Origin of the sequence: Alkalibacterium olivapovliticus, from assembly GCF_003003275.1 — a bacterium.
Lineage (GTDB): Bacteria > Bacillota > Bacilli > Lactobacillales > Carnobacteriaceae_A > Alkalibacterium > Alkalibacterium olivapovliticum.
On the sequence record NZ_PVTO01000037.1, the window covers coordinates 1 to 19,966 of the forward strand.

15 protein-coding genes are annotated in these 19,966 nt (G+C 39.3%); 14 read left to right on the plus strand and 1 reads right to left on the minus strand.

What is annotated here, in order from left to right:
- Nucleotides 1-360: 360 nt before the first annotated feature.
- The 8 genes from mazE (at nt 361) to CLV38_RS12430 (ending at nt 9,249) form a co-directional block, all read left to right on the plus strand.
- A complete protein-coding gene (gene mazE, locus CLV38_RS12390) occupies nt 361-591 on the plus strand; it encodes a type II toxin-antitoxin system PemI/MazE family antitoxin (RefSeq protein ID WP_106196121.1) in 231 nt (76 codons plus the stop codon).
- Entirely contained in the window at nt 592-933 is a 342-nt protein-coding gene (locus tag CLV38_RS12395; protein ID WP_106196123.1) for a type II toxin-antitoxin system PemK/MazF family toxin, read from the plus strand.
- Nucleotides 934-1,048: 115 nt separating this feature from the next.
- On the plus strand, nt 1,049-1,318 hold the full coding sequence (locus tag CLV38_RS12400) for a hypothetical protein (protein WP_106196125.1): 270 nt from the start codon (nt 1,049-1,051) through the stop codon (nt 1,316-1,318).
- A gap of 254 nt (nt 1,319-1,572) precedes the next feature.
- Nucleotides 1,573-2,244 (plus strand): D-lyxose/D-mannose family sugar isomerase, encoded by a 672-nt coding sequence (locus CLV38_RS12405; protein ID WP_106196127.1) that lies wholly within the window; start codon nt 1,573-1,575, stop codon nt 2,242-2,244.
- 84 nt (nt 2,245-2,328) lie between these two features.
- Complete coding sequence (locus tag CLV38_RS12410) at nt 2,329-4,266, plus strand: glycoside hydrolase family 3 protein (protein WP_106196130.1); 1,938 nt, start codon at nt 2,329-2,331, stop codon at nt 4,264-4,266.
- A 48-nt stretch (nt 4,267-4,314) separates the two neighbouring features.
- Complete coding sequence (locus tag CLV38_RS12415; RefSeq protein ID WP_170068905.1) at nt 4,315-5,055, plus strand: fibronectin type III-like domain-contianing protein; 741 nt, start codon at nt 4,315-4,317, stop codon at nt 5,053-5,055.
- A gap of 635 nt (nt 5,056-5,690) precedes the next feature.
- Entirely contained in the window at nt 5,691-8,516 is a 2,826-nt protein-coding gene (locus CLV38_RS12420; protein WP_106196134.1) for a TOTE conflict system archaeo-eukaryotic primase domain-containing protein, read from the plus strand.
- A gap of 439 nt (nt 8,517-8,955) precedes the next feature.
- Nucleotides 8,956-9,249: a hypothetical protein gene (locus tag CLV38_RS12430; RefSeq protein ID WP_245920594.1), complete on the plus strand. Its 294-nt coding sequence runs from the start codon at nt 8,956-8,958 to the stop codon at nt 9,247-9,249.
- Between the two features lie 140 nt (nt 9,250-9,389).
- On the opposite strand, the gene CLV38_RS12435 is transcribed toward CLV38_RS12430, so the two are convergent.
- The gene (locus CLV38_RS12435) at nt 9,390-10,370 is read right to left on the minus strand and encodes a helix-turn-helix domain-containing protein (protein WP_106196136.1); all 981 of its coding nucleotides are present in this window, start codon (nt 10,368-10,370) and stop codon (nt 9,390-9,392) included.
- Nucleotides 10,371-10,581: 211 nt separating this feature from the next.
- Here CLV38_RS12435 and rhaB point away from each other — a divergent pair, with 211 nt between their 5' ends.
- The 6 genes from rhaB to CLV38_RS12465 all read left to right on the plus strand — a co-directional run bounded on the left by rhaB (nt 10,582) and on the right by CLV38_RS12465 (nt 19,407).
- Nucleotides 10,582-11,991 carry a rhamnulokinase gene (gene rhaB, locus CLV38_RS12440; protein WP_106196138.1) on the plus strand — a complete coding sequence of 470 codons (1,410 nt, stop codon included), beginning with the start codon at nt 10,582-10,584 and terminating at the stop codon, nt 11,989-11,991.
- 14 nt (nt 11,992-12,005) lie between these two features.
- Nucleotides 12,006-13,265 carry an L-rhamnose isomerase gene (rhaA, locus tag CLV38_RS12445; RefSeq protein ID WP_425427790.1) on the plus strand — a complete coding sequence of 420 codons (1,260 nt, stop codon included), beginning with the start codon at nt 12,006-12,008 and terminating at the stop codon, nt 13,263-13,265.
- A gap of 28 nt (nt 13,266-13,293) precedes the next feature.
- The gene (gene rhaD, locus CLV38_RS12450) at nt 13,294-14,118 is read left to right on the plus strand and encodes a rhamnulose-1-phosphate aldolase (protein WP_106196142.1); all 825 of its coding nucleotides are present in this window, start codon (nt 13,294-13,296) and stop codon (nt 14,116-14,118) included.
- A gap of 74 nt (nt 14,119-14,192) precedes the next feature.
- Complete coding sequence (locus tag CLV38_RS12455) at nt 14,193-15,566, plus strand: MFS transporter (RefSeq protein ID WP_106196144.1); 1,374 nt, start codon at nt 14,193-14,195, stop codon at nt 15,564-15,566.
- Between the two features lie 18 nt (nt 15,567-15,584).
- Nucleotides 15,585-18,476 (plus strand): alpha-L-rhamnosidase, encoded by a 2,892-nt coding sequence (locus CLV38_RS12460; protein ID WP_106196146.1) that lies wholly within the window; start codon nt 15,585-15,587, stop codon nt 18,474-18,476.
- A gap of 25 nt (nt 18,477-18,501) precedes the next feature.
- Nucleotides 18,502-19,407, plus strand: a complete 906-nt coding sequence (locus CLV38_RS12465; RefSeq protein WP_106196148.1) for an ROK family protein — start codon at nt 18,502-18,504, stop codon at nt 19,405-19,407.
- Nucleotides 19,408-19,966 lie beyond the last annotated feature (559 nt).

Here is a 19,966-nt window from a genome sequence, read left to right on the forward strand (position 1 = left end):
CACCTTTACCATATCAGAATGGGGTTCTTTTTTCATCACTTAACAGGTGAAAATGAAAAAGTAAATTTAAGCTGCCGTTAGGCAGTTGGCACATGTTTCAACGAAAAGGATGAATTGTTCAGGTCTAAAATCGATGGTACTACTTAAGATGCTATCGATTTTTATCAAAGGGTATAGTAAGAAATGGCAAGAGCCTATTGAAAAACCCCAAGTATTCAGTTTGAGAAAATTTTCCGAAGATAAAATCAGTATAGTGATAGAGGGCTGCTTGCAAGACTTATTCCGATTTCATAATGTTGCGATTTGATTATTGCGTTATCAAGTGTTGTATAGTAAAATTAATGATGAGGAGTGATGTAAATGGCAACTACAAAATTACGTAAACAAGGAAGCTCAATAGTAGTTACGATTCCAGCTTCTGAAGCAAAAAAACTTGATATGAACACTGAGTATTTTGTTAAAACAGACGAACATGGGAATATATCTTTAATTCCTAAACTTGAAAATCCATTTATAAATGCAGAGCCTGGTGAATTTTATGAACCAGATGTGTGGGCTGATATGAAGCCGGTTGGAAAAGAGGTTTGGTGAATGGCAGTTAATAAGTATGTTCCAGAGAAGGGTGATGTTATTTGGATCGACTTTGATCCATCTACAGGAAAAGAGATTCAGAAAAGAAGACCTGGATTAGTTGTGTCATCCTACTCATTCAATCAAAGCACTCATTTTGCAGTCATCTGTCCGATTACCTCCATTATTAAAAACTATCCAACGCGTTACAACTTGTCTAGCACATCAAGAATAAATGGTCAGGTACTGATATCTCAACTAAAATCACTGGATTATATTGAGAGAAACTGTGAATTTATTGAAAAAATGTCTACGAATGAACTAGACCAAATTTATCAGCTTGTTTCATATATATTTGACTAAATAGCCGAATGCAAACCTTTACCTTAGTAATAGGTAATAATTAGTCTTGAAAGAGTAGAGGCCATTAAAAATACTGACAGTGTTCTGAAGTAAAGATTGCAGACTCTAGTGATAGATGGGAGGAATATGTTTTGGCAGAAGATATTTTAGAGACCGTATTATTTCGATTTACAAAAGTAATGACGGAATCAATGGGAAAATAGCCGAACTCAAGACAGCCTTTCCGGATGGGGAGATCATTCAAAACGTTGAAGAATTATATGATGAAGGGTTACTTGAAAATAGACCTGACAAAGGCTCTGGTAAAGAAGCTTTTCTTTCGAGAGCCGAAAGTGATCAGGAAGTAACTGAATTCTGGCCTGAAGCATTACAATATAAAGCATGAAAATAAAAGGGAGAAAACGTCTGAAAAAATGGATGTTTTCTTCTTTTTCTGTCAGAAGATAAAAATCGATTAGGATCAGGCACATAGCAGATGTTAAGACAGCTTTTTAAATTTGCGAAACGGAGTACTCCAAGCGATACTGAATCATTAGTATTTAGATATTAGGTAATTTATACTAAAGAGGCAGCAAGTATGTTAGAGGCTTACTGACTCTGTTTAAATGCTACATAGTTTAATAGAAAGGTAGGATTCGCATGAAACGATCCGAAATAAATAAAGCGATTACAGAGGCGGTCAATTTCTTCAATAGGTATTCATTTAAACTGCCGGGATTTTCACATTGGACGCCAATCGATTGGGAAAGTAAAGGCAGCGACTATGACGAGATTAGAGAAAATGGCTTGGGCTGGGATGTCACAGATTTCGGGAGTGGGCAGTTCAGCAAGAAGGGCCTGCTGTTGTTTACGTTAAGGAACGGCTCTCAAGATGAGGACCGAACGTCAAAAAGCTATGCGGAAAAGATAATGGTAGTAAAAGAAGAACAGGTGACTCCTTACCACTATCACTGGAAAAAGACGGAAGACATTATCAACCGTGGCGGAGGGGAGCTGGCGATCAGACTCTATATGTCAGACGAACATGATAAGTTTTCAGACAAGTCCTTCTCAGCGAGTTCTGATGGACGACAAATAATGTGTGATCCGGGAGAGTTGATTGTACTTAGCCCGGGAGAAAGCATTACGCTTACCCCTAAACTCTACCATTCTTTCTGGGCACTGAAAGGGTCAGGCGATGTCCTGGTAGGCGAAGTATCGGAATCAAATGATGACAGCAGAGACAACCGCTTTTACGACGAAGGTCCGCGCTTTTCTGAAGTCGACGAAGACGAACCGAAGAAGTACCTGCTGGTGAATGAGTACAAATAGAGAGTGGTAGGGAATATGAGCTGATAAAAATACTTCCAACTTTTAAATGTAAACGCTATTAATTAATTAGGAAGAGGTTAAACAATGAGTAGTATAGAAGAAAAAGTAACGGAATTGGTTGATCAGCTGACAACTGAGGAGAAAATCAGTCTGATGTCGACATCTCAAAGTGAAATTAAACGGTTAGGTATTCAGGAGTATCATGTAGGCGGAGAAGCCGCACACGGAGTTGTGGACCGGAGTGGAGGGAAGACCACATCCTTTCCACAACCACTCGGCCTTTCTCAAACCTGGAATCCTGACTTGCTTAAAGAAGCAGGAACAGCAATCGGGGAAGAAGCACGAATTTTATATCATCAGTCCGGAAAATCTTCCTGGCTGACGTTATGGGCTCCGACGATCGATATGGAACGAGATCCGCGCTGGGGAAGAAATGAAGAAGCGTATGGAGAAGATCCTTATTTGACGGGTCAGCTGAGTGTTGGATTGATCAAGGGAATGCAGGGAGAGAAAGAAGAGGCCATTCCTTTAGCAGCTGCCCCCAAACACTTTTTTGGAAATAATAATGAGATAGGCAGAGAAAACACATCGAACAGTATAGATCCAAGAAATCGTGAAGAATACTACCTCAAAGCATTTGAACCGGCATTTACAAAAGCTAAAGCACAATCCATGATGACAGCTTATAATGGGATCAATGGTGTACCCGCTATGCAGACTGAAGAAATCGAAAAAACAGTCAGAGGAAAGTGGGAAATGGACGGATTTATTGTGTGTGATGGAGGAGCACTTTCTTTAAATGTGGATAGTTATCACTACTATGATACGTATGAAGAGGCACTGGCAGATGCTCTCAAAAAGGGGATCGACTGCTTTGTTGACGACAAAACATTAGTGGAGACAGCTGCTCGAAAAGCTTTGGAAAAGGCACTGATCAGTGAAGACGACCTTACGAGAGCCATACGAAATAGCCTTCGGGTCAGAGCACGATTAGGGCATTTCAGCTCGGATTTTATATATGATGATGTCGACCACACCTTGCTGGCAGGTGATAAACATGCGGCATTAGCCGAAAAAGTGACCGAAGAACAGATCGTTTTGTTGAAAAATGACGGATTACTTCCATTATCAACGGACGATAAAGTCCTGCTGACGGGACCGCTGGCAGATGTATTTCTTAGAGACTGGTATGGAGGTTATCCTCCTCATGAAATAACCATAAAAAAAGCGCTGGAAAGCACTATACAAGCGGATCGATTCTCCTTTACCCCGTCTCATGATAAGGGCTATTTTGAAACGGTAGAGGGAGACAAACTGATTGTCGATCAGAATGAACTGAAGATAAGTGAGCATTTAGATGATTATAGTACATTTGAGATCGAAGACTGTCTCTTTGAATCTTACACATTCAAAGAGACAGACTCAGAAAGGTATCTGCAGTTAAACGAGGAGTCACAGACGTTCCAGTTAAATAAAAAGGAAATATATGACTGGTTTGTTAAAGAAAAATGGATTCGGACTGATGATGACAAATGGTTAACCTGGAATGAAAAACCTGTTGGCATCACGAGCGATAAGAAAGTCGGCTCTGTTTTAACGTCAGACCCGCTATTATTCGTTAAAGAATGGGATGCGATTGATCAGGCAGTCGATAAAGCCAAAAGTGCTGACGTCTGTATCGCAGTGATTGGAAACCACCCGCTGATCAATGGGAGCGAGACAGAAGATCGTGCCGGAATGACGATACCTGCCCAGCAACTGAAAATGGTTCAGGCATTATACGAAGTCAACCCTAATGTAGTCGTCATCATAGTGGGGAGCTATCCTTTTGAGATGGAGTGGATCAAAGAGCATATTCCCACTATCTTGTTTACAACCCACGGGTCTCAGGAATTAGGTAATGCTATAAAAAATGTGCTTTATCATCAGTCGGTTCCTTCCGGGAAGTTAAGTCAGACCTGGTATCAGGATGTCACGAAGTTACCGGCCATTACGGAATATGATGTGATGAAAGGCAAGTAGACTTACCGATACACGGACCTAGACCCGCTGTACCCATTTGGGCATGGATTGACTTATGGCGAGCTGAAACTGACAGAGGCCACTTTAAGTAAAACGGTCTGGAAAAAAGATGACACAGTATCCTTAACAGTAGAACTGTCTAACGAATACGATCACAGTGTGACGGATACCATACAGGTGTATGCAAATCTGCAGCCGAAACAGGAGCTGGCCCTCCCTAATAAACAGCTGATCGCCTTTAAAAAAATAACGTTAAAAGCGCTGGAAAGCAGAAAGGTAAAATTAGAAATAGAATCTGAAGAATTGTGCTATTTTGATGTATTCTGGAATAGAATGGCCTTTCCGTCTGGAGAAGGAACGCTGTCAATTGGCTTTTCATCTGAGAATATCTTGAGGACAGTAGATTTTCAAACGGATGGAGAAATACGGGGTGATCGTCATTTTAAAGAAAAAACTCATTTTGAAAACTATGACGATTATGAAGGGGCTTTTATTACGTTGGATCGTTCCTCAAAAAAAGCAGTCAAATTGTCCCCGGAAGGATGGTTGAAATTCCGTGATGTCAGTCTGTCTAATTTTAAGAGTATCTGTCTAGTCGAATATTCTTCCAATGAAGAGGGTACGTTAACTGTTTATTCTGATTCTGAATTGAATAGCAAAATAGGAGAAGTTCATTTTAAAGAAGTCGTAAAAGGGGAAATAGAACTTCAGATCAAGGCAGACCCGGGAACGTCATTATACTTCACAACTTCTCATCCCGTTTTTTTGAGAACGATTGAAGAAAAATAATTGAACTAGAGTACTGTAAAAAAATCGATGCCATTGCAGTCCATTATGGAAATCAATGCTAAACGTCCAGACTGATAAGGAGTAACGTTAGGGTTGCTATACTGAAGCACTTGCAGCCGATTAACTGGCTAATAACTTTCAAGAAACAGGAAGAAAAGCTATCACTTATTTTGACTGGATGGGTGATAGCTTTTTTAGTGCGTCCTGCATGGGCGGAGACTTGGGGAAAAATTTCATTACAGACATCGCAGCGGGAACTGTTAGCGAGAATAATGGGTGGGTGCCCGACCTGATGCGGAATCTGAAGACGGATGTAAACTGCTTGCAGTGATGGACAGATACTTCATACAAAAGGTCAGTGGAACTGATAGCTTGCCAAACAAGGCAGATTTCGATACTGATCAAAATATATTAAGTAAATGATGCAGTGACGTGATCAGAAGGCAACTAAAATATTTATTTTCCTCCTAACAGATTATATACCTATAATTCTTTTTTAATTAAGCTTGTAAAAACCGCTATTCGGGAGCTGAATTTTTAGATTCTTTTCACCTGTTAAGTGATGAAAAAAGACCCTCTTTCTGCTATGGTTAAGGTGTCGTGAAACGATCCAAAAGAAAGAAGGAGACGTAGCTATGGTTAAAGAAGAGAGGAATCTATCTTTAGAGAATCAAAAACTAAAGCAAGAAAATAAGTTATTAAAAAAAGAAATATATAATCTTAAACTTGCCCTAAAGAATGCACAAAAATATAGTGAAATAGAACACAGTAATCGCAATAAAACTTCTCTAGTTGAAAGTAACACTGCTGCTCCTTCTAAAGCCATTAAAGATAATTCCTCTTCTGCTATAAATAAATATGCTTCTCCAGCAAAAAAAATTTCATTATACAATTCCTTATTTAAAGGAAGAAGTGATGTCTATGCAGAGAAATTTATTCATTCTAAAACCAATAAACCTGGGTATGCTCCTAAGAAACGACCGTATTGGGAAAGAACAGATGAGAATCCTTATGTTTCATTAACTCCTCATGTCATCAATCAGCATTTGACAGGACAGATTATTGCCGGGTTATTTCCTATCACATTAGATGATAAGTGCTATCTGCTGGCAATTGATTTAGATGGAAACGAATGGATGGAAGATGTAAAAGTCATAAGAGAAGTATGCAGTTCATATACTATCCCTATTTCCGTCGAACGGTCCCAATCCGGTAACGGAGGTCACTGCTGGTTTTTCTTCGAAACTGAAGTGAATGCATCAATCGCAAGAAAAATGGGAACAGAATTGATCAAACAGTCTATGGTAAGAAGGCACGAATTAGATTTTGCTTCATTTGACCGGTTATTTCCGAATCAGGATACAGTTCCTAAAGGTGGACTTGGAAATTTGATAGCGCTCCCTCTTCAAAAGCAAGCCCGACAAAAGGGAAATAGTCTGTTTATAGACAATCAGTTTGATCCTATTGAAGATCAATGGGCTTACTTATCCAGTATTAAAAAAATTACCCCAGAACAGCTCTTTAGCTATATTGATAAACTTAGAGAAGATAATTCACCATATGAATCTGGCGACAAAGAGAGTGATAAAGGTTTAAATAACAATGATTTTCCTAAAACTGTGAAAATTACATTAGGCAATATGCTGCAAATTGAGAAAAAGGATATTTCATCTAAAGGATTAAGCCATTTGAAGTGGATGGCAGCCTTTTATAATCCTGAATTTTACCAGCTTCAGGCTATGAGACGATCGACTTACAGAGTGCAGCGTGTCATTACCTGTCATGAAGAAACGACAAGTCAGCTGCTCTTACCTAGAGGACTAAAAGAAAAAGTGGTTGATTTACTCGAAGGGTTGAATATATTTGTAAAGATAGATGATGTAAGGAATAAAGGCGAGAAATTGTCTGTACAATTTAATGGAGACTTACGACCAGAGCAGGCAGAGGCCGTGAAGAAAATGAACAATCATGATACTGGCGTTTTATGTGGTTCTACGGCTTTCGGAAAGACTATCGCAGCAATTGATCTGATTGCTGAAAAAAAAGTCAATACACTTATTCTTGTCAACAAGGTATCGTTAGCTAATCAGTGGAGGAAGAGAATGCAAGAATTCATGATGACTGAAGATTCAGATGATGAAATAGTGCAAGTCGGACAACTCGGTGGAGGAAAGAAAACACTGACAAATCAAATCGATATAGCTTTGCTTCAATCTCTTTACCGTAAAGGCGAAGTACATGAGTGTGTAGACAATTACGGGATGATCATTGTAGATGAGTGTCACCATATATCAGCTTTCAGTTTTGAAAATGTTCTTAAGAAAGCCAATCCGACTTATGTATATGGATTAACTGCAACGCCTGTACGAAAAGACGGTCATCATCCCATTATTCACATGCAGTGTGGAGATATTCGCTATCAGGATGACGTCAAGAAGGTAGCTGAAGAAAGGCCATTTTCGCATGTATTAGTACCTCGATTTACCCCACTTGATCCTACCTTAAATCGAGACGCTAATTTACAAAGTGTGTATTCTGATCTAATTACAAATGAATCCAGGAATAAAATGATTGTGGAAGATATAGTGAGCAATTCTAAAGAAAATAGAAACGGATTGGTATTGAGCGAGCGAATCGAACACGTGAAAACGATAGAGACATTGCTTAAAGAAGAACTGGAACATGTCTATGTACTGAGTGGGAGCCAAGGGAAGAAGAAAAATGAGTCAGTTATGAACAATCTGGAAAACTTACCCGAAAATAGCTGCTTTACAATAGTGTCTACAGGAAAATACATAGGAGAGGGCTTTGATGAGTCACGACTCGATTCCTTGTTTCTGGCAATGCCGATTTCCTGGAAAGGCAGACTTCAGCAGTATGCAGGAAGGCTCCATCGGCTGCACGAAGGTAAATCTGAAGTTCGAGTATATGATTATGCTGATATCCATGTGCCAGTACTGGAACGGATGTATCAGAAACGGTTAAAAGGATATGCGGGTATGGGATATGAAGTTCAAACGCATAACCAGGATAAACTGAAGCAGCTGATATTTGATGGTGACAACTATTATGATTCGTTGAAACAGGATTTAGTTGGGTCTGTTAACCATATATTGATCAGTAGTCCTTCCTTATCCCAGAAGCAGATAGATATTATTAAAGGTGACTTGAGTCTGTTGAAGTCTAAAATCACCATCATCACCAAGAATTCGGATACTATTAAAAATGCTGAACACCGTCAGTACAAAATACAGCTGATAACAGAATTAACCCGACTAGGTTTCTCTGTTATAAATTCCGATTCTGTCTATCAGCGATATGTCATTGTCGACCATTCCATTATCTGGTACGGGAGTATTGATTTACTTGGTAGACAGTATAGAGACAGTTCCTTTATGCGCATCGAAAGTCCGGTACTAGCTAGAGAAATTGAGCAAATAACCAAAGAGAATAAAAAATAGTCTTGATACATCTATGGTAGTAACTAATTTTAAAAAGGGCCACTTTACGATTGATATACACGTGTTTTACACGTGTAATCATGGTGCGGATAGGAGTTAGAGAAAAGTGAAAACTAGAATTAGTCAAACTCTTTGTAAAAAATGGTTGGTGGTTTCTTAAACATGGTAGTAATCATGACATATACACGAATGGGAAAGTTAAGGAGCAGATTGTTCGACGCTGCGAAACAAATGAGCGTCTTGCAAAAGCACTGTTTAAAAAGCATGGACTGAAATAATCCTGTTGCTATTTAGAGAGGGGAATTAATCTGATTGAGAATGAAAATTACGTTTATCCTATATATATATCTGTCGATTTAGATACTGAATACGCCTTTTTGTAGAGATACCGGATTTTGATGGGTACACGTAAGGGAAAGATTTAGCTGAAGCTATCGCAATGGCTAGGGATTATATAGGGTTTTCAGGTGTAGACAAACTAGAAAATAATGAACCTATCTCACTGCCTGATCAAGTAACCTATAACCAAAATGAATCTCAGTTAAAAACTCTTATCGATATAAACTTCAAAAAATATAAATCCCAATTCGATACTAAAGCAGTTAAAAAAACTTTAACCATTCCTAATTATCTAAATGAACTTGGTAAAGAAAATGACATTAATTTTTCTCTGACACTGACAGAAGCGCTGAAAGAAAAATTACAAAAGATATATATTTTAACTAGGTCTTGAATTTAAGAAACTGATAACCATCTATTTTAGCCACTACTATCGATGTGATTTATGGGTAGAAGAAAAGGGTCTTTAAAAAACCAAAATAATAATGAGTCGTAAGAATATAAGAATATCATTTTACAGAAAAAGAACGAAGATTAAATCTTCGTTCTTTTTCTGTATTCACCAGGAGTTATCTTATAGTAGTCTTTGAATTGTTTGTAAAAGTGAGTCTTGTTCTGCAGTCCAACGGCATAACAGATTTCACTGATAGGTAGATCGGTACTGTCAATCAATAATATAGCTTGCTTCATTCGCTGTTCCTTAACTAGTTCAGTAAATTTAATGCCTGTTTTTTCTTTAATTACTTCCGACAAGTAACTAGTGTTGTAACTCAGTGAGGCAGCTAAAGAATCTAATGTGATGTCCCGGTAATCTTTTTCAATTCGCTTCAATACTTCAATGACAATTAAATTAGCGGAGCTTTCTCTGGTATCAGAACTTAAAGTATAAATAGTATTCCCGACTAGTTCCATAAATAAGATGGGCAGGTAAAAACGTAGAATTTCATTGCCGAAAGTTGATTCGGTAAAATACTTGTTCAGCATTTGTATCATGATCGTTTGGAGGTCCTGATTGTTTTCAGCATGGAAAATAATATATTCTCCTTTTGCCTTTTCAGAAACGGTCCTCATTAAAAACTGGAACAACTGATTGTCTTGAGCGTGCATGTGGCTTAACCATTCAATATCAAACTTAGTCTGAGGGAAAATGATATTGATCAGGATGTCGTCTTTACCCAAAGGTTCAATGGAATGAGTTGACCCCTGGTCTAAAAGTAACAACTGTCCTTCTTTTAAAACGGAGTCTGTTCCATTGATTCTTTGGGTACAGTTCCCTTTTAGCATATAGTTTAATTCCAGGAAACGGTGAGTATGCTCAGGGTATGCGGCAAACCGATTATGTTTGCTTATATAGATCCGGTCATTTTTCAAGAAATAGTGATCTGATAAAATCATCCTATCCTCATCGTAATCAAATGAGTGAAGGGGGAGGTCCATTACAAACTCTCCGGTTTTTCGTTGCTTTTTCTCGATTTTATTATAGTTAAATAGATACTCATGAACAATCTCATGCATGATAACGCCTCCTTTAAACCCTATTATAATTGAAATGTATGCGATATAACAGCAGAAACTAAAAGGTTAAGCCAACCAAAAAATAGATACTTTCAAAATATGAGGTTACCAAAAAAATGATACTATATAACTGGAAAATAGTCATTGGGAATGCTTTCATTTAAAGTTATGCTATATATAGAAAACGCTTTATAAAAATGAAGTAAGAGGGATGATAGTGAAACGATATATAGCAGTGGATATAGGAGCAAGCAGTGGTCGATTAGTACATGGGTTTTTAAATGAAGGAAAACTTATTACAGAAGAGATCCATCGATTCGAAAATGGATTTCAAAAAGCAGACAATCATGATCGATGGAACATTGATGAATTGATTCGGGAGATCTTTGTTGGATTGGAAAAAGCAAAGGAAAAAGGGATTGATGAAGCCTATTTAGGAATTGATACCTGGGCCGTCGATTATGTCATGATTCGAGAGGATGGCGAGAAAGTAGCTGATCCAGTTAGTTACCGGGATAAACGTACAAACAACAAAATCGAAGAATTGACCAGTCATTTAGAGAAAGAATACATTTATGAAAAAACAGGTATTCAGTTTCTGGAGTTAAATACACTGTATCAACTGTATGCAGAAGACAGGGAACTGCTGAAAATAGCAGATAAGATTCTGTTTATCCCTGATTACATCGGGTATGTTTTGACAGGAGAGAAGACGACTGAAGTCACGAATGCTTCAACAACCCAGATGCTCAACTTAAGCAGTGCTCTTTTTGATGAAGAGCTGATGGATCTTGTCGGTGTGTCTAAAGACGTGTTTGCTCCCTTCGCAAATCCCGGAAAAGCTTTAGGAAAAGTACTGGATAAATGGAGCGATCACTATGATTTGCCGGCTATAGAAGTGATTTCTGTTGCTTCACATGATACGGCCAGTGCTGTCGCTGGGATACCAGCCACTTCAAAAGATGATTGGGCCTATTTATCGAGTGGGACCTGGTCTTTAATAGGAGTAGAGTCTCCTGTTCCAGTCAATACAAAAGCAGCGTACCATCATAACTTCACCAATGAGAGGGGAGTATACGGGACGTATCGTATCCTTAAAAATATTATGGGATTATGGATGGTTCAGGAAGTCAGAGGAGCATACCTTCAAGATATAAGTTTTGCAGAAATGGCGAGGCAGGCAGATGAACTGGATTATTTCACTTCAGTCGTGGACGTCAACGACACACGCTTTACAAATCCTGATGACATGATCGAAGAAATCCAACTGGCGTGCAAGGAAACAGACCAGCCTGTTCCGGAAACAATCGGTGAACTGACAAATTGTATATACTCCAGTTTAGCAATCAGTTACGAAACAGAGTTAAATAACATAGAAAAAATCACTGGAAAAGAGATTAAACACCTTCATATCGTTGGTGGAGGTTCAAATTTAGAAAGATTGAACGAAATCACGGCCGAGCGAACCAGAACGACAGTTTATGCTGGACCAGATGAATCATCAGCCATCGGGAATCTGCTGGTCCAGATGATCGCTGTAGAAGATATCAGAGATCTCCAGGAAGGAAGAGAGATTTTATCTCGGTCATTCGATATCAAGGAGTATAAGCCTAAAAAATAAAGGAGTGAATGCAAGTGGGAAATAAAGAGATCAGCAAGCGTTATGAGGATGCAAAGAGAAGATATCAGGAAATTGGAGTAGACGTCGATAAAGCTTTAGAAAAGCTTCAGGAAACAAAAATCTCTATGCATTGCTGGCAGGGGGATGATGTGATTGGTTTCTTAAATCCAGATGGAGAGTTATCCGGGGGGATTATGTCCACTGGGGATTATCCCGGACGCGCGCGTACCCCTGAAGAATTACGTCAGGACATCGATAAAGCCTTCTCGCTGATTCCCAGCAAGCACAAGCTTAACCTGCATGCGATGTATGTAGATACAGATGAAGAAGTGGATCTAAACGAGATCGAACCGAAGCACTTCAAGAAATGGGTGGACTGGGCAAAAGAGTGCGAAGTGGGATTGGATTTCAACCCAACCTTCTTCAATCATCCGATGTTTAAAGATGGTTATACCCTTGCTCACCCTGATAAAGAAGTCCGTGACTTCTGGATAGAGCATGGAAAGCGTTCAAGAGTGATCTCTGAGTATTTTGGTAAAGAACTGGGTCAAAAAAGTTACAACAACTTCTGGGTGCCTGATGGGATGAAAGACAATCCGGTAGACCGGTTATCCCCGCGAAAACGGCTGATGGAATCGTATGATGAGATTTTCAGCGAAAAAATAGATGAACGGTACACGGAAGATGCTGTAGAATCGAAATTGTTCGGTATAGGTGCAGAAGCTTATACTGTAGGCTCACATGAGTTCTATATGGGATATGGGATTTCAAGAGGAAAAACAGTATTGATGGATGCCGGACATTATCATCCAACAGAAGTGATATCGAATAAAATTTCTGCGCTGGCACTGTTTAGTGACAGCTTGATGCTGCATGTCAGTCGTCCAATTCGATGGGACAGCGATCATGTCATTATAATGGATGATGAATTGCAAGAAATCATGAGAGAGATAGTCCGAAATGATTTATTGGATAAAACGGCTATCGGGCTGGACTTCTTTGATGCAACGATCAATCGGATCGCGGCATGGGTCGTAGGGGTACGCAATGCACAAAAGGCATTACTGAAAGCTCTGCTTGATCCAATTGCTGAATTGAAAGAAGCCGAACAAACCTTTGATTTTACAAAACGCATGGTGTATACCGAAGAAATGAAAGATTTGCCCTATGCAGATGTGTGGAATTACTTTTGTCAGAAAAATGAAGTTCCAGTAGGCTTAGCCTGGTATGACGAAGTTAAAGCTTATGAAGAAGAAATATTGAGCAAACGTTAAAACCCAAGATAGAAGGAGAATGAATAATATGACAAAAAAAGAGATTTTAACCAGCCCCTTTGTGGAAGAAATGTGTGACACAACCCGAAACATGTATGAGCATGGCTGGGACGAACGCAACGGTGGAAATATCAGTTACCTGTTAAGCGAGGAAGAGGTCGCACCTTATTTAGATGTAGAAGACGTTAAAAGGACGATTCCTATTGATTTTGATGCTATTGCTTTGGCTGGGAAATGTTTTATCGTAACAGGATCTGGAAAGTATTTTAAAAATGTACACAAGGACCCGGAAACAAACCTAGGTGTGATTCGAGTGGGTAATGATGGGTCGTATGTTGAACTGTTATGGGGATACAAGGACGGATCCGTTCCGACAAGTGAACTGCCGAGTCACTTCCAAAGCCATATTTCGCGACTTGAAGTCGATTTAGAAAATCGTGTCATCATGCATTGTCATGCCACGCATTTACTCGCTATGACATTCACACATTCTATGGAAGAAAAAGAGCTGACCCGTAAATTATGGCAGCTGTGCACGGAGTGTCTGGTCGTTTTCCCTGAAGGGGTATCAACTATTCCATGGATCGTTCCAGGAACGAATGAAATTGGAGAAGCTACCTCTGCAAAAATGAAAGAAACGAGATTAGTGATTTGGCCACAGCACGGAGTGTATGGAGCAGGAAAAGATATGGATGAAACATTTGGTTTGATCGAAACAGTGGAAAAAGCTGCAGAAGTATACACTTATGTGCAAGCTCAGGGAGGTATGAAAACCAGTATTTCCGATGAGAACTTAAAAGCTTTAGCTGAACGGTTTGAAGTGGTTCCCAGAGAAGGGTACTTAAGCATTTAGACAATGCTTTTTAAGTGAATTATCGAATTATTGATATTCATACTATAAAAATGAATTTGAAGGGAGTTAATAAAATGGAAACAACTCATGAAAATGTAAGCGTTCATAAATTGAATGGAAAAGAAAAATTGTCTTATGGATTTGGGAATTTGGCAGCAAATTTACTGATCACTACGGCTAATGCTTTTATTACTTACTTTTATATTGAACAAGTAGGGATTGCAGCAGCTGCAGTAGGAACGATGTTATTTCTGGCACGTTTCTTTGATGGGGTTACTGACTTAGGGATGGGGGTATTGGTAGATAAAACTGATACAAAGATAGGGAAAGCAAGACCATGGCTGAAGTGGATGGCGATACCTTACGGCATAGCGATCGTTTTACTGTTCAGCTCGCCGAATTTAGGTGAAACCGGTAATATTATCTACGGCTTCATTACGTATGTCTTAGCTGTAGGATTTATCTATACTGCAGCCACCGTCCCTTATAATGCAATGATCGGAACCATGACAATGGATCCAGTCGAACGGGGACATTTATCAACGATAAGAACGGCATTTGGATACTCTGGTGCATGGTTAGTCAATGTTATAACCCTTCCTTTAGTAGCTTTTTATGGCGGTGGGAGCAGCGGATGGACTTTTATGGCTATAACTTATGCGATTGTCGCAATAGTCTTATGGTATTTGAATTTCAGTAATACAAAAGAAAGAATCACAGATTCTGATGCTGCAGGTACAAAAATAACAAAAGTGCCAATCAAATTAGGTTTAAAAACACTATTGACCAACAAGTACTGGTTACTGATTATTGGTGTAATGTTTATCTCTTTTGTAAATGCAGGTATTAGTGGGGTAAATCCGTTTTATGCTCAATATATTTTAGGAAATGCCTTATATGTAGGGGCTATGGGTACAGCCCAGTTTGTTCCAATTATTTTAATGATGTTTGTCGTTGGTCCGTTAATGAATTATATCTCAAAACGAAACCTGGTTATTATTGGAGCATGTATTACAATTGCTTCCAGATTTTTCATTTACCTTATTGATCCTACTAATCTAACTGTCGTATTAATAGGAATAGTGATAGGATCGATCGGGACGGCACCTATGTTAGCTTCATCATTCGCAATGCTGGGAGATACAGTAGACTATGGAGAATTAAAATCAGGTGTACGTACAGAAGGCTTAGCGTATAGTGCGGCCACTTTTGGAGAAAAAGTAGGATCTGGATTTGGGGGAATGGTCCTCGGTCTAGTTTTAGGAGCAGCAGGGTATATCGGAGGTCAGGCGACTCAAACAGAAGCCGCAATGAATTCTATAGTTGGAGTCTTTATATTGATACCAATCATTTTTGATATAATAGCAATTGTACTGATGTACTTTTATGACCTGGATAAAAAACATGCTGAGATCCTAAAAGAGCTTGAAGAAAAAAAGAATGCATAGAATGAGAGGAGGGTTTTCTTGAAAGTCTCAAAATTACGTACAAACAATATTAAAAATCCTCTTGGGTTTCACCTTGAGTCGCTTCGTCTATCCTGGGTGACAGAAAGAGAAGGAAGCGATGAAGCCAGGAACCAGACAGCAGCTCAAGTACTTCTTGCAGAAGATAGAAATTTTAAACAAGTGATTCATGACAGCGGTAAGAAAGAGGATATTTCCAGCTTGTGTTATGAAATCGTAACTGAGCTTAAATCGCGTACGCGATATTACTGGAAAGTGATCGTCTGGACGGACAACGACGAGGTTATCAGAAGTGACAGTGCATGGTTTGAAACAGCCAAGCAAGATGAAAAATGGAAGGCAGAGTGGATCACTTCAAGTTTGGATAAAGACATCCAGCCTTACATGCGTCAATCTTTCAAGCTGCCGGATCAGGACATAAAGAAAGCTCGGTTATATGTTTGCGGTCTTGGTATCTATACCTTTGAAATAAATGGAAGGGAGTATCGAGATGAGCACCTGCTTCCCGGTTTCCACGCCTATGATCACTGGATACAGTATCAGACATTTGATGTCACTGATTATTTGAATAAAGAAAGCAATGTTCTTGGCTTTATTGTAGGTAATGGATGGTATAAAGGGCGTTTTGGATTTGATGGGGGCTACTATAATTTATATGGAGATAAGTTGAATCTTATTGCAGAGCTGATAGTCACACTTGAAAACGGCGAAGAGATCCTGATCAGAACGGATGAGACATGGAAAAACAAGCCTTCACATATCACCTTCAGTGGCATATATGACGGGGAACACGTTGATCAGAACAAAAAGATAGAAAACTGGTCGATTAATGAACAAGATGAGGATTGGCCTTCAGTTTCTTATTCAGATCTAGAGAAGGAAAAACTCCATGCACGCCTGAGTCTGCCGATCAAGAAAATGGAAACTCTTGCGGTCAATGAAGTCATTGAAACACCAGCGGGCGAGACAGTCTTGGATTTCGGACAGAACATCACTGGCTGGGTTCAGTTCAAAGCAGCTCTTCCCAAAGGTCAGAAAATCACTCTGATGTTTGGAGAAGTGCTGCAGGAGGGTAATTTTTATCAGGAAAATTTACGGACAGCCAAAGCAGAATTTCTTTATGTGTCAGATGGAACTGAGCAAGTCGTTGAACCCCGATTCACTTTTTATGGTTTTCGATACGTAAAAGTAGAGGGGGCGACGGATAGGATAAATCCGGATGATTTTATTGCTCATGCAGTTTATAGTGAAATGGAAGAGACAGGGTCTATTGAAACATCCAATGAGAAAGTTAATCAGTTATTTAAAAATGCCTTATGGAGTCAGAAAGATAACTTTCTGGATGTTCCCACAGATTGTCCGCAGAGAGATGAGAGAATGGGCTGGACAGGGGATGCACAAATATTCGCCTCGACTGCATCATTTAATATGTACACGCCTGCTTTTTACAAAAAATACTTGAAAGATTTACGGGAAGAACAGAAAGCGCTTGAAGGGTCTGTTCCTTATATTGTTCCAATGATCAAGCCACCAAATGACCCTGGATTTGTGACAGGTCATGGATCATCTGCATGGGGGGATGCAGCGACCGTTCTGCCCTGGTCACTGTATCAGCAGTATGGGGACAAGGCTTTCTTGAAAGAAAACTATCCGGTAATGAAAGACTGGGTCGACTATATCACCCGAATTGATGATGAAAATGGAAGGGATCGTCTATGGAAAGAAGGTTTCCATTTTGGTGATTGGCTGGCACTAGATGGAGCAGATCCTGATGGCTTGATGGGAGGGACAGATCCTTATTATGTAGCTTCTGCTTATTATGCCCACTCTACTCAACTATTGGCGAAAACAGCAAAAGTGTTAGGTAAGCAAAAGGATAGTCACTATTACCAGAACTTAGCAGAGGACATCAGGAAAGCTATCTATCAGGAATACTTTACTCCAAATGGAAGAGTTGGCATCCCGACTCAAACGGCTTACGTCGTGGCTTTATATATGGATCTGATACCGGAAGAGAAAAAGCAGCGGGTCGCTGATGATCTGAGAGACTTGCTGATCAAAGAAGATGTCCATTTAACAACAGGCTTTGTTGGAACACCTTATCTGTGCCATGTATTATCTGAAAACGGATATGATGACTTAGCTTATACCTTGCTGTTAAATGAAGATTACCCTAGTTGGCTGTTCGCTGTAAACATGGGTGCCACGACTATTTGGGAACGATGGAATTCAATAAAAGAAGACGGCTTGATCAGTGGAACAGGAATGAACTCGCTTAACCACTATGCGTACGGGTCGATCATTGACTGGATTTATAAAAAAGTATGTGGAATTAATCCGCTTGAGGATAAACCTGGATATGAACGATTTGTCATTGAACCCAAACTGGATCACCGCCTGCGCTATGCGAAAGCAGCATTTTATTCGCCGAAGGGGAAAATCATATCCGGATGGAAAATAACAGGAGATTCTGCTACTTTCACATTTGATTTTGATATTCCCTTTGATACAGAAGCGGTCGTTGTTCTGCCTGCTGCATTAGACCAGATAGATATAAACGGTGAAATGATCAAGGAAGAGGACTGGTCCCTGGTTAAAAGTGAAGAGACATTAGAGCTGGTAATGCCTGCCGGAAGTTACAGGATCGTATACCAGGCAGCAGAACCGCTTAAACCAACTTACTCGAGTGACTCTATTATGAGAGACCTGCTATCAGCTGAAGAATCACGTAAAATCTTAAAAGAAGTAGTTCCCGGTCTGTTTGCCATGACTGCTTTCAGAGAAATAAATGCACATCAGTCGATCCGTGAGTGTGCCGATACACCGATTATTAAGCAATTTTTGACTAAAGAGACATTAGAGGAATTAGACAAAAAACTGGCAGAACTGTAGTAATTATAAAGAGCAGAGGGATCATATGAAGAAGTATCTTGTATTTGATGTAGGGGGATCATTCATTAAATTTGCTTTGATGGACTCTTCCTCTATTTATAAAAAAGGAAAAGTGAAAACACCAGCTGACTCATTAGGAAGTTTTCTGGATGCGATCGAACAGGTCTGCAGAACCTTTGAAGGAAAGATAGAAGGTGTAGCAATGAGTATGCCCGGATTGATCGATTCATCCACTGGCTATGCGGTACATGGCGGCTCACTTGAATACGTACGTAAATTGAACATGGCAGATAAAATTCAAGAACGCCTGCAGCTTCCTGTCTGGATTGAAAACGACGGAAAGTGTGCAGCTCTAGGAGAAGTCTGGAAAGGTCAGCTTAAGGATGTTCAAAACGGAATAGCCTTTGTCCTGGGAACAGGAATCGGTGGGGGGATCGTTCTAAATGGGCAACTCGTCAAAGGACACCATTTCGGAGCGGGAGAATTCTCATTCATTCGTACAGAGGGATCAGATCCTTTAAGCATCGACGATTTTCTCGGACATGTGGGGAGCACTACTCGCCTGGTGAGAAGTGCAGCTCTCAGGATCGGGAAAGATCCGGCCTCCTTTTCAGGAGAAGATATGTTCAGGGAAATAAGAAGAGGAAATAAAGTGGTAAAGAATATATTTCAGAAATACTGCACTATCGTTGCGGGTCAACTGATGAGTTTGCAGGCGATCCTCGATCCGGAAGTGATCATCATAGGCGGAGGCATGAGTGCAGAGCCAATGTTGATAGAAGAACTGCAGCGTTCACTCTATGACCTTCAAGAAAATGACTTCTTTACAAAAGTAAATGGCTACAGAACAGAGATCAAAGGCAGTGAACTTGGAAATGATGCAAACTTATATGGTGCACTTTATCAGTACCTAAATTCTGATTCACGTTAAATCTTTTTGGATTCAAATCATTATTCTTTATGTTGACAGTAAATTGTCAACGGAAAAATAAAGAACAATAGTTAATGTATGATACTCCACCCGAATACTCATAAAAAAAGAATAGGAATAATAGTAAGAAAACATCATGCTTGGTGTTTTCTTTTTTTACATATATATAGTGTTCATTAAGTGGCAATAGGTAAATTATTTACAAAAATTTTAAAGTTGTCACAGCAAGTATGTTCTAGAATTTAAAGCTTTTGTATTAGTTAGTTTGTGACGATAGAATATTAACGAATTCAACAATCTTAAGAATGATCATAATGAAATAGTGATGGTTTAAGATAAGCTAGATGCTTATTTGAGAAGAAAAGGGCATTAAAAAAGATAAAAAGATTTAGCATTATACAAAATAATCAGTACTATTTTAAGAAGTTTAAAGATTCCTGAACAATTCATACTTTTCGTTGAAGCATGTGCCAACTGCCTAACGGCAGCTTAAATTTACTTTTTCATTTTCACCTGTTAAGTGATGAAAAAAGAACCCCATTCTGATATGGTAAAGGTG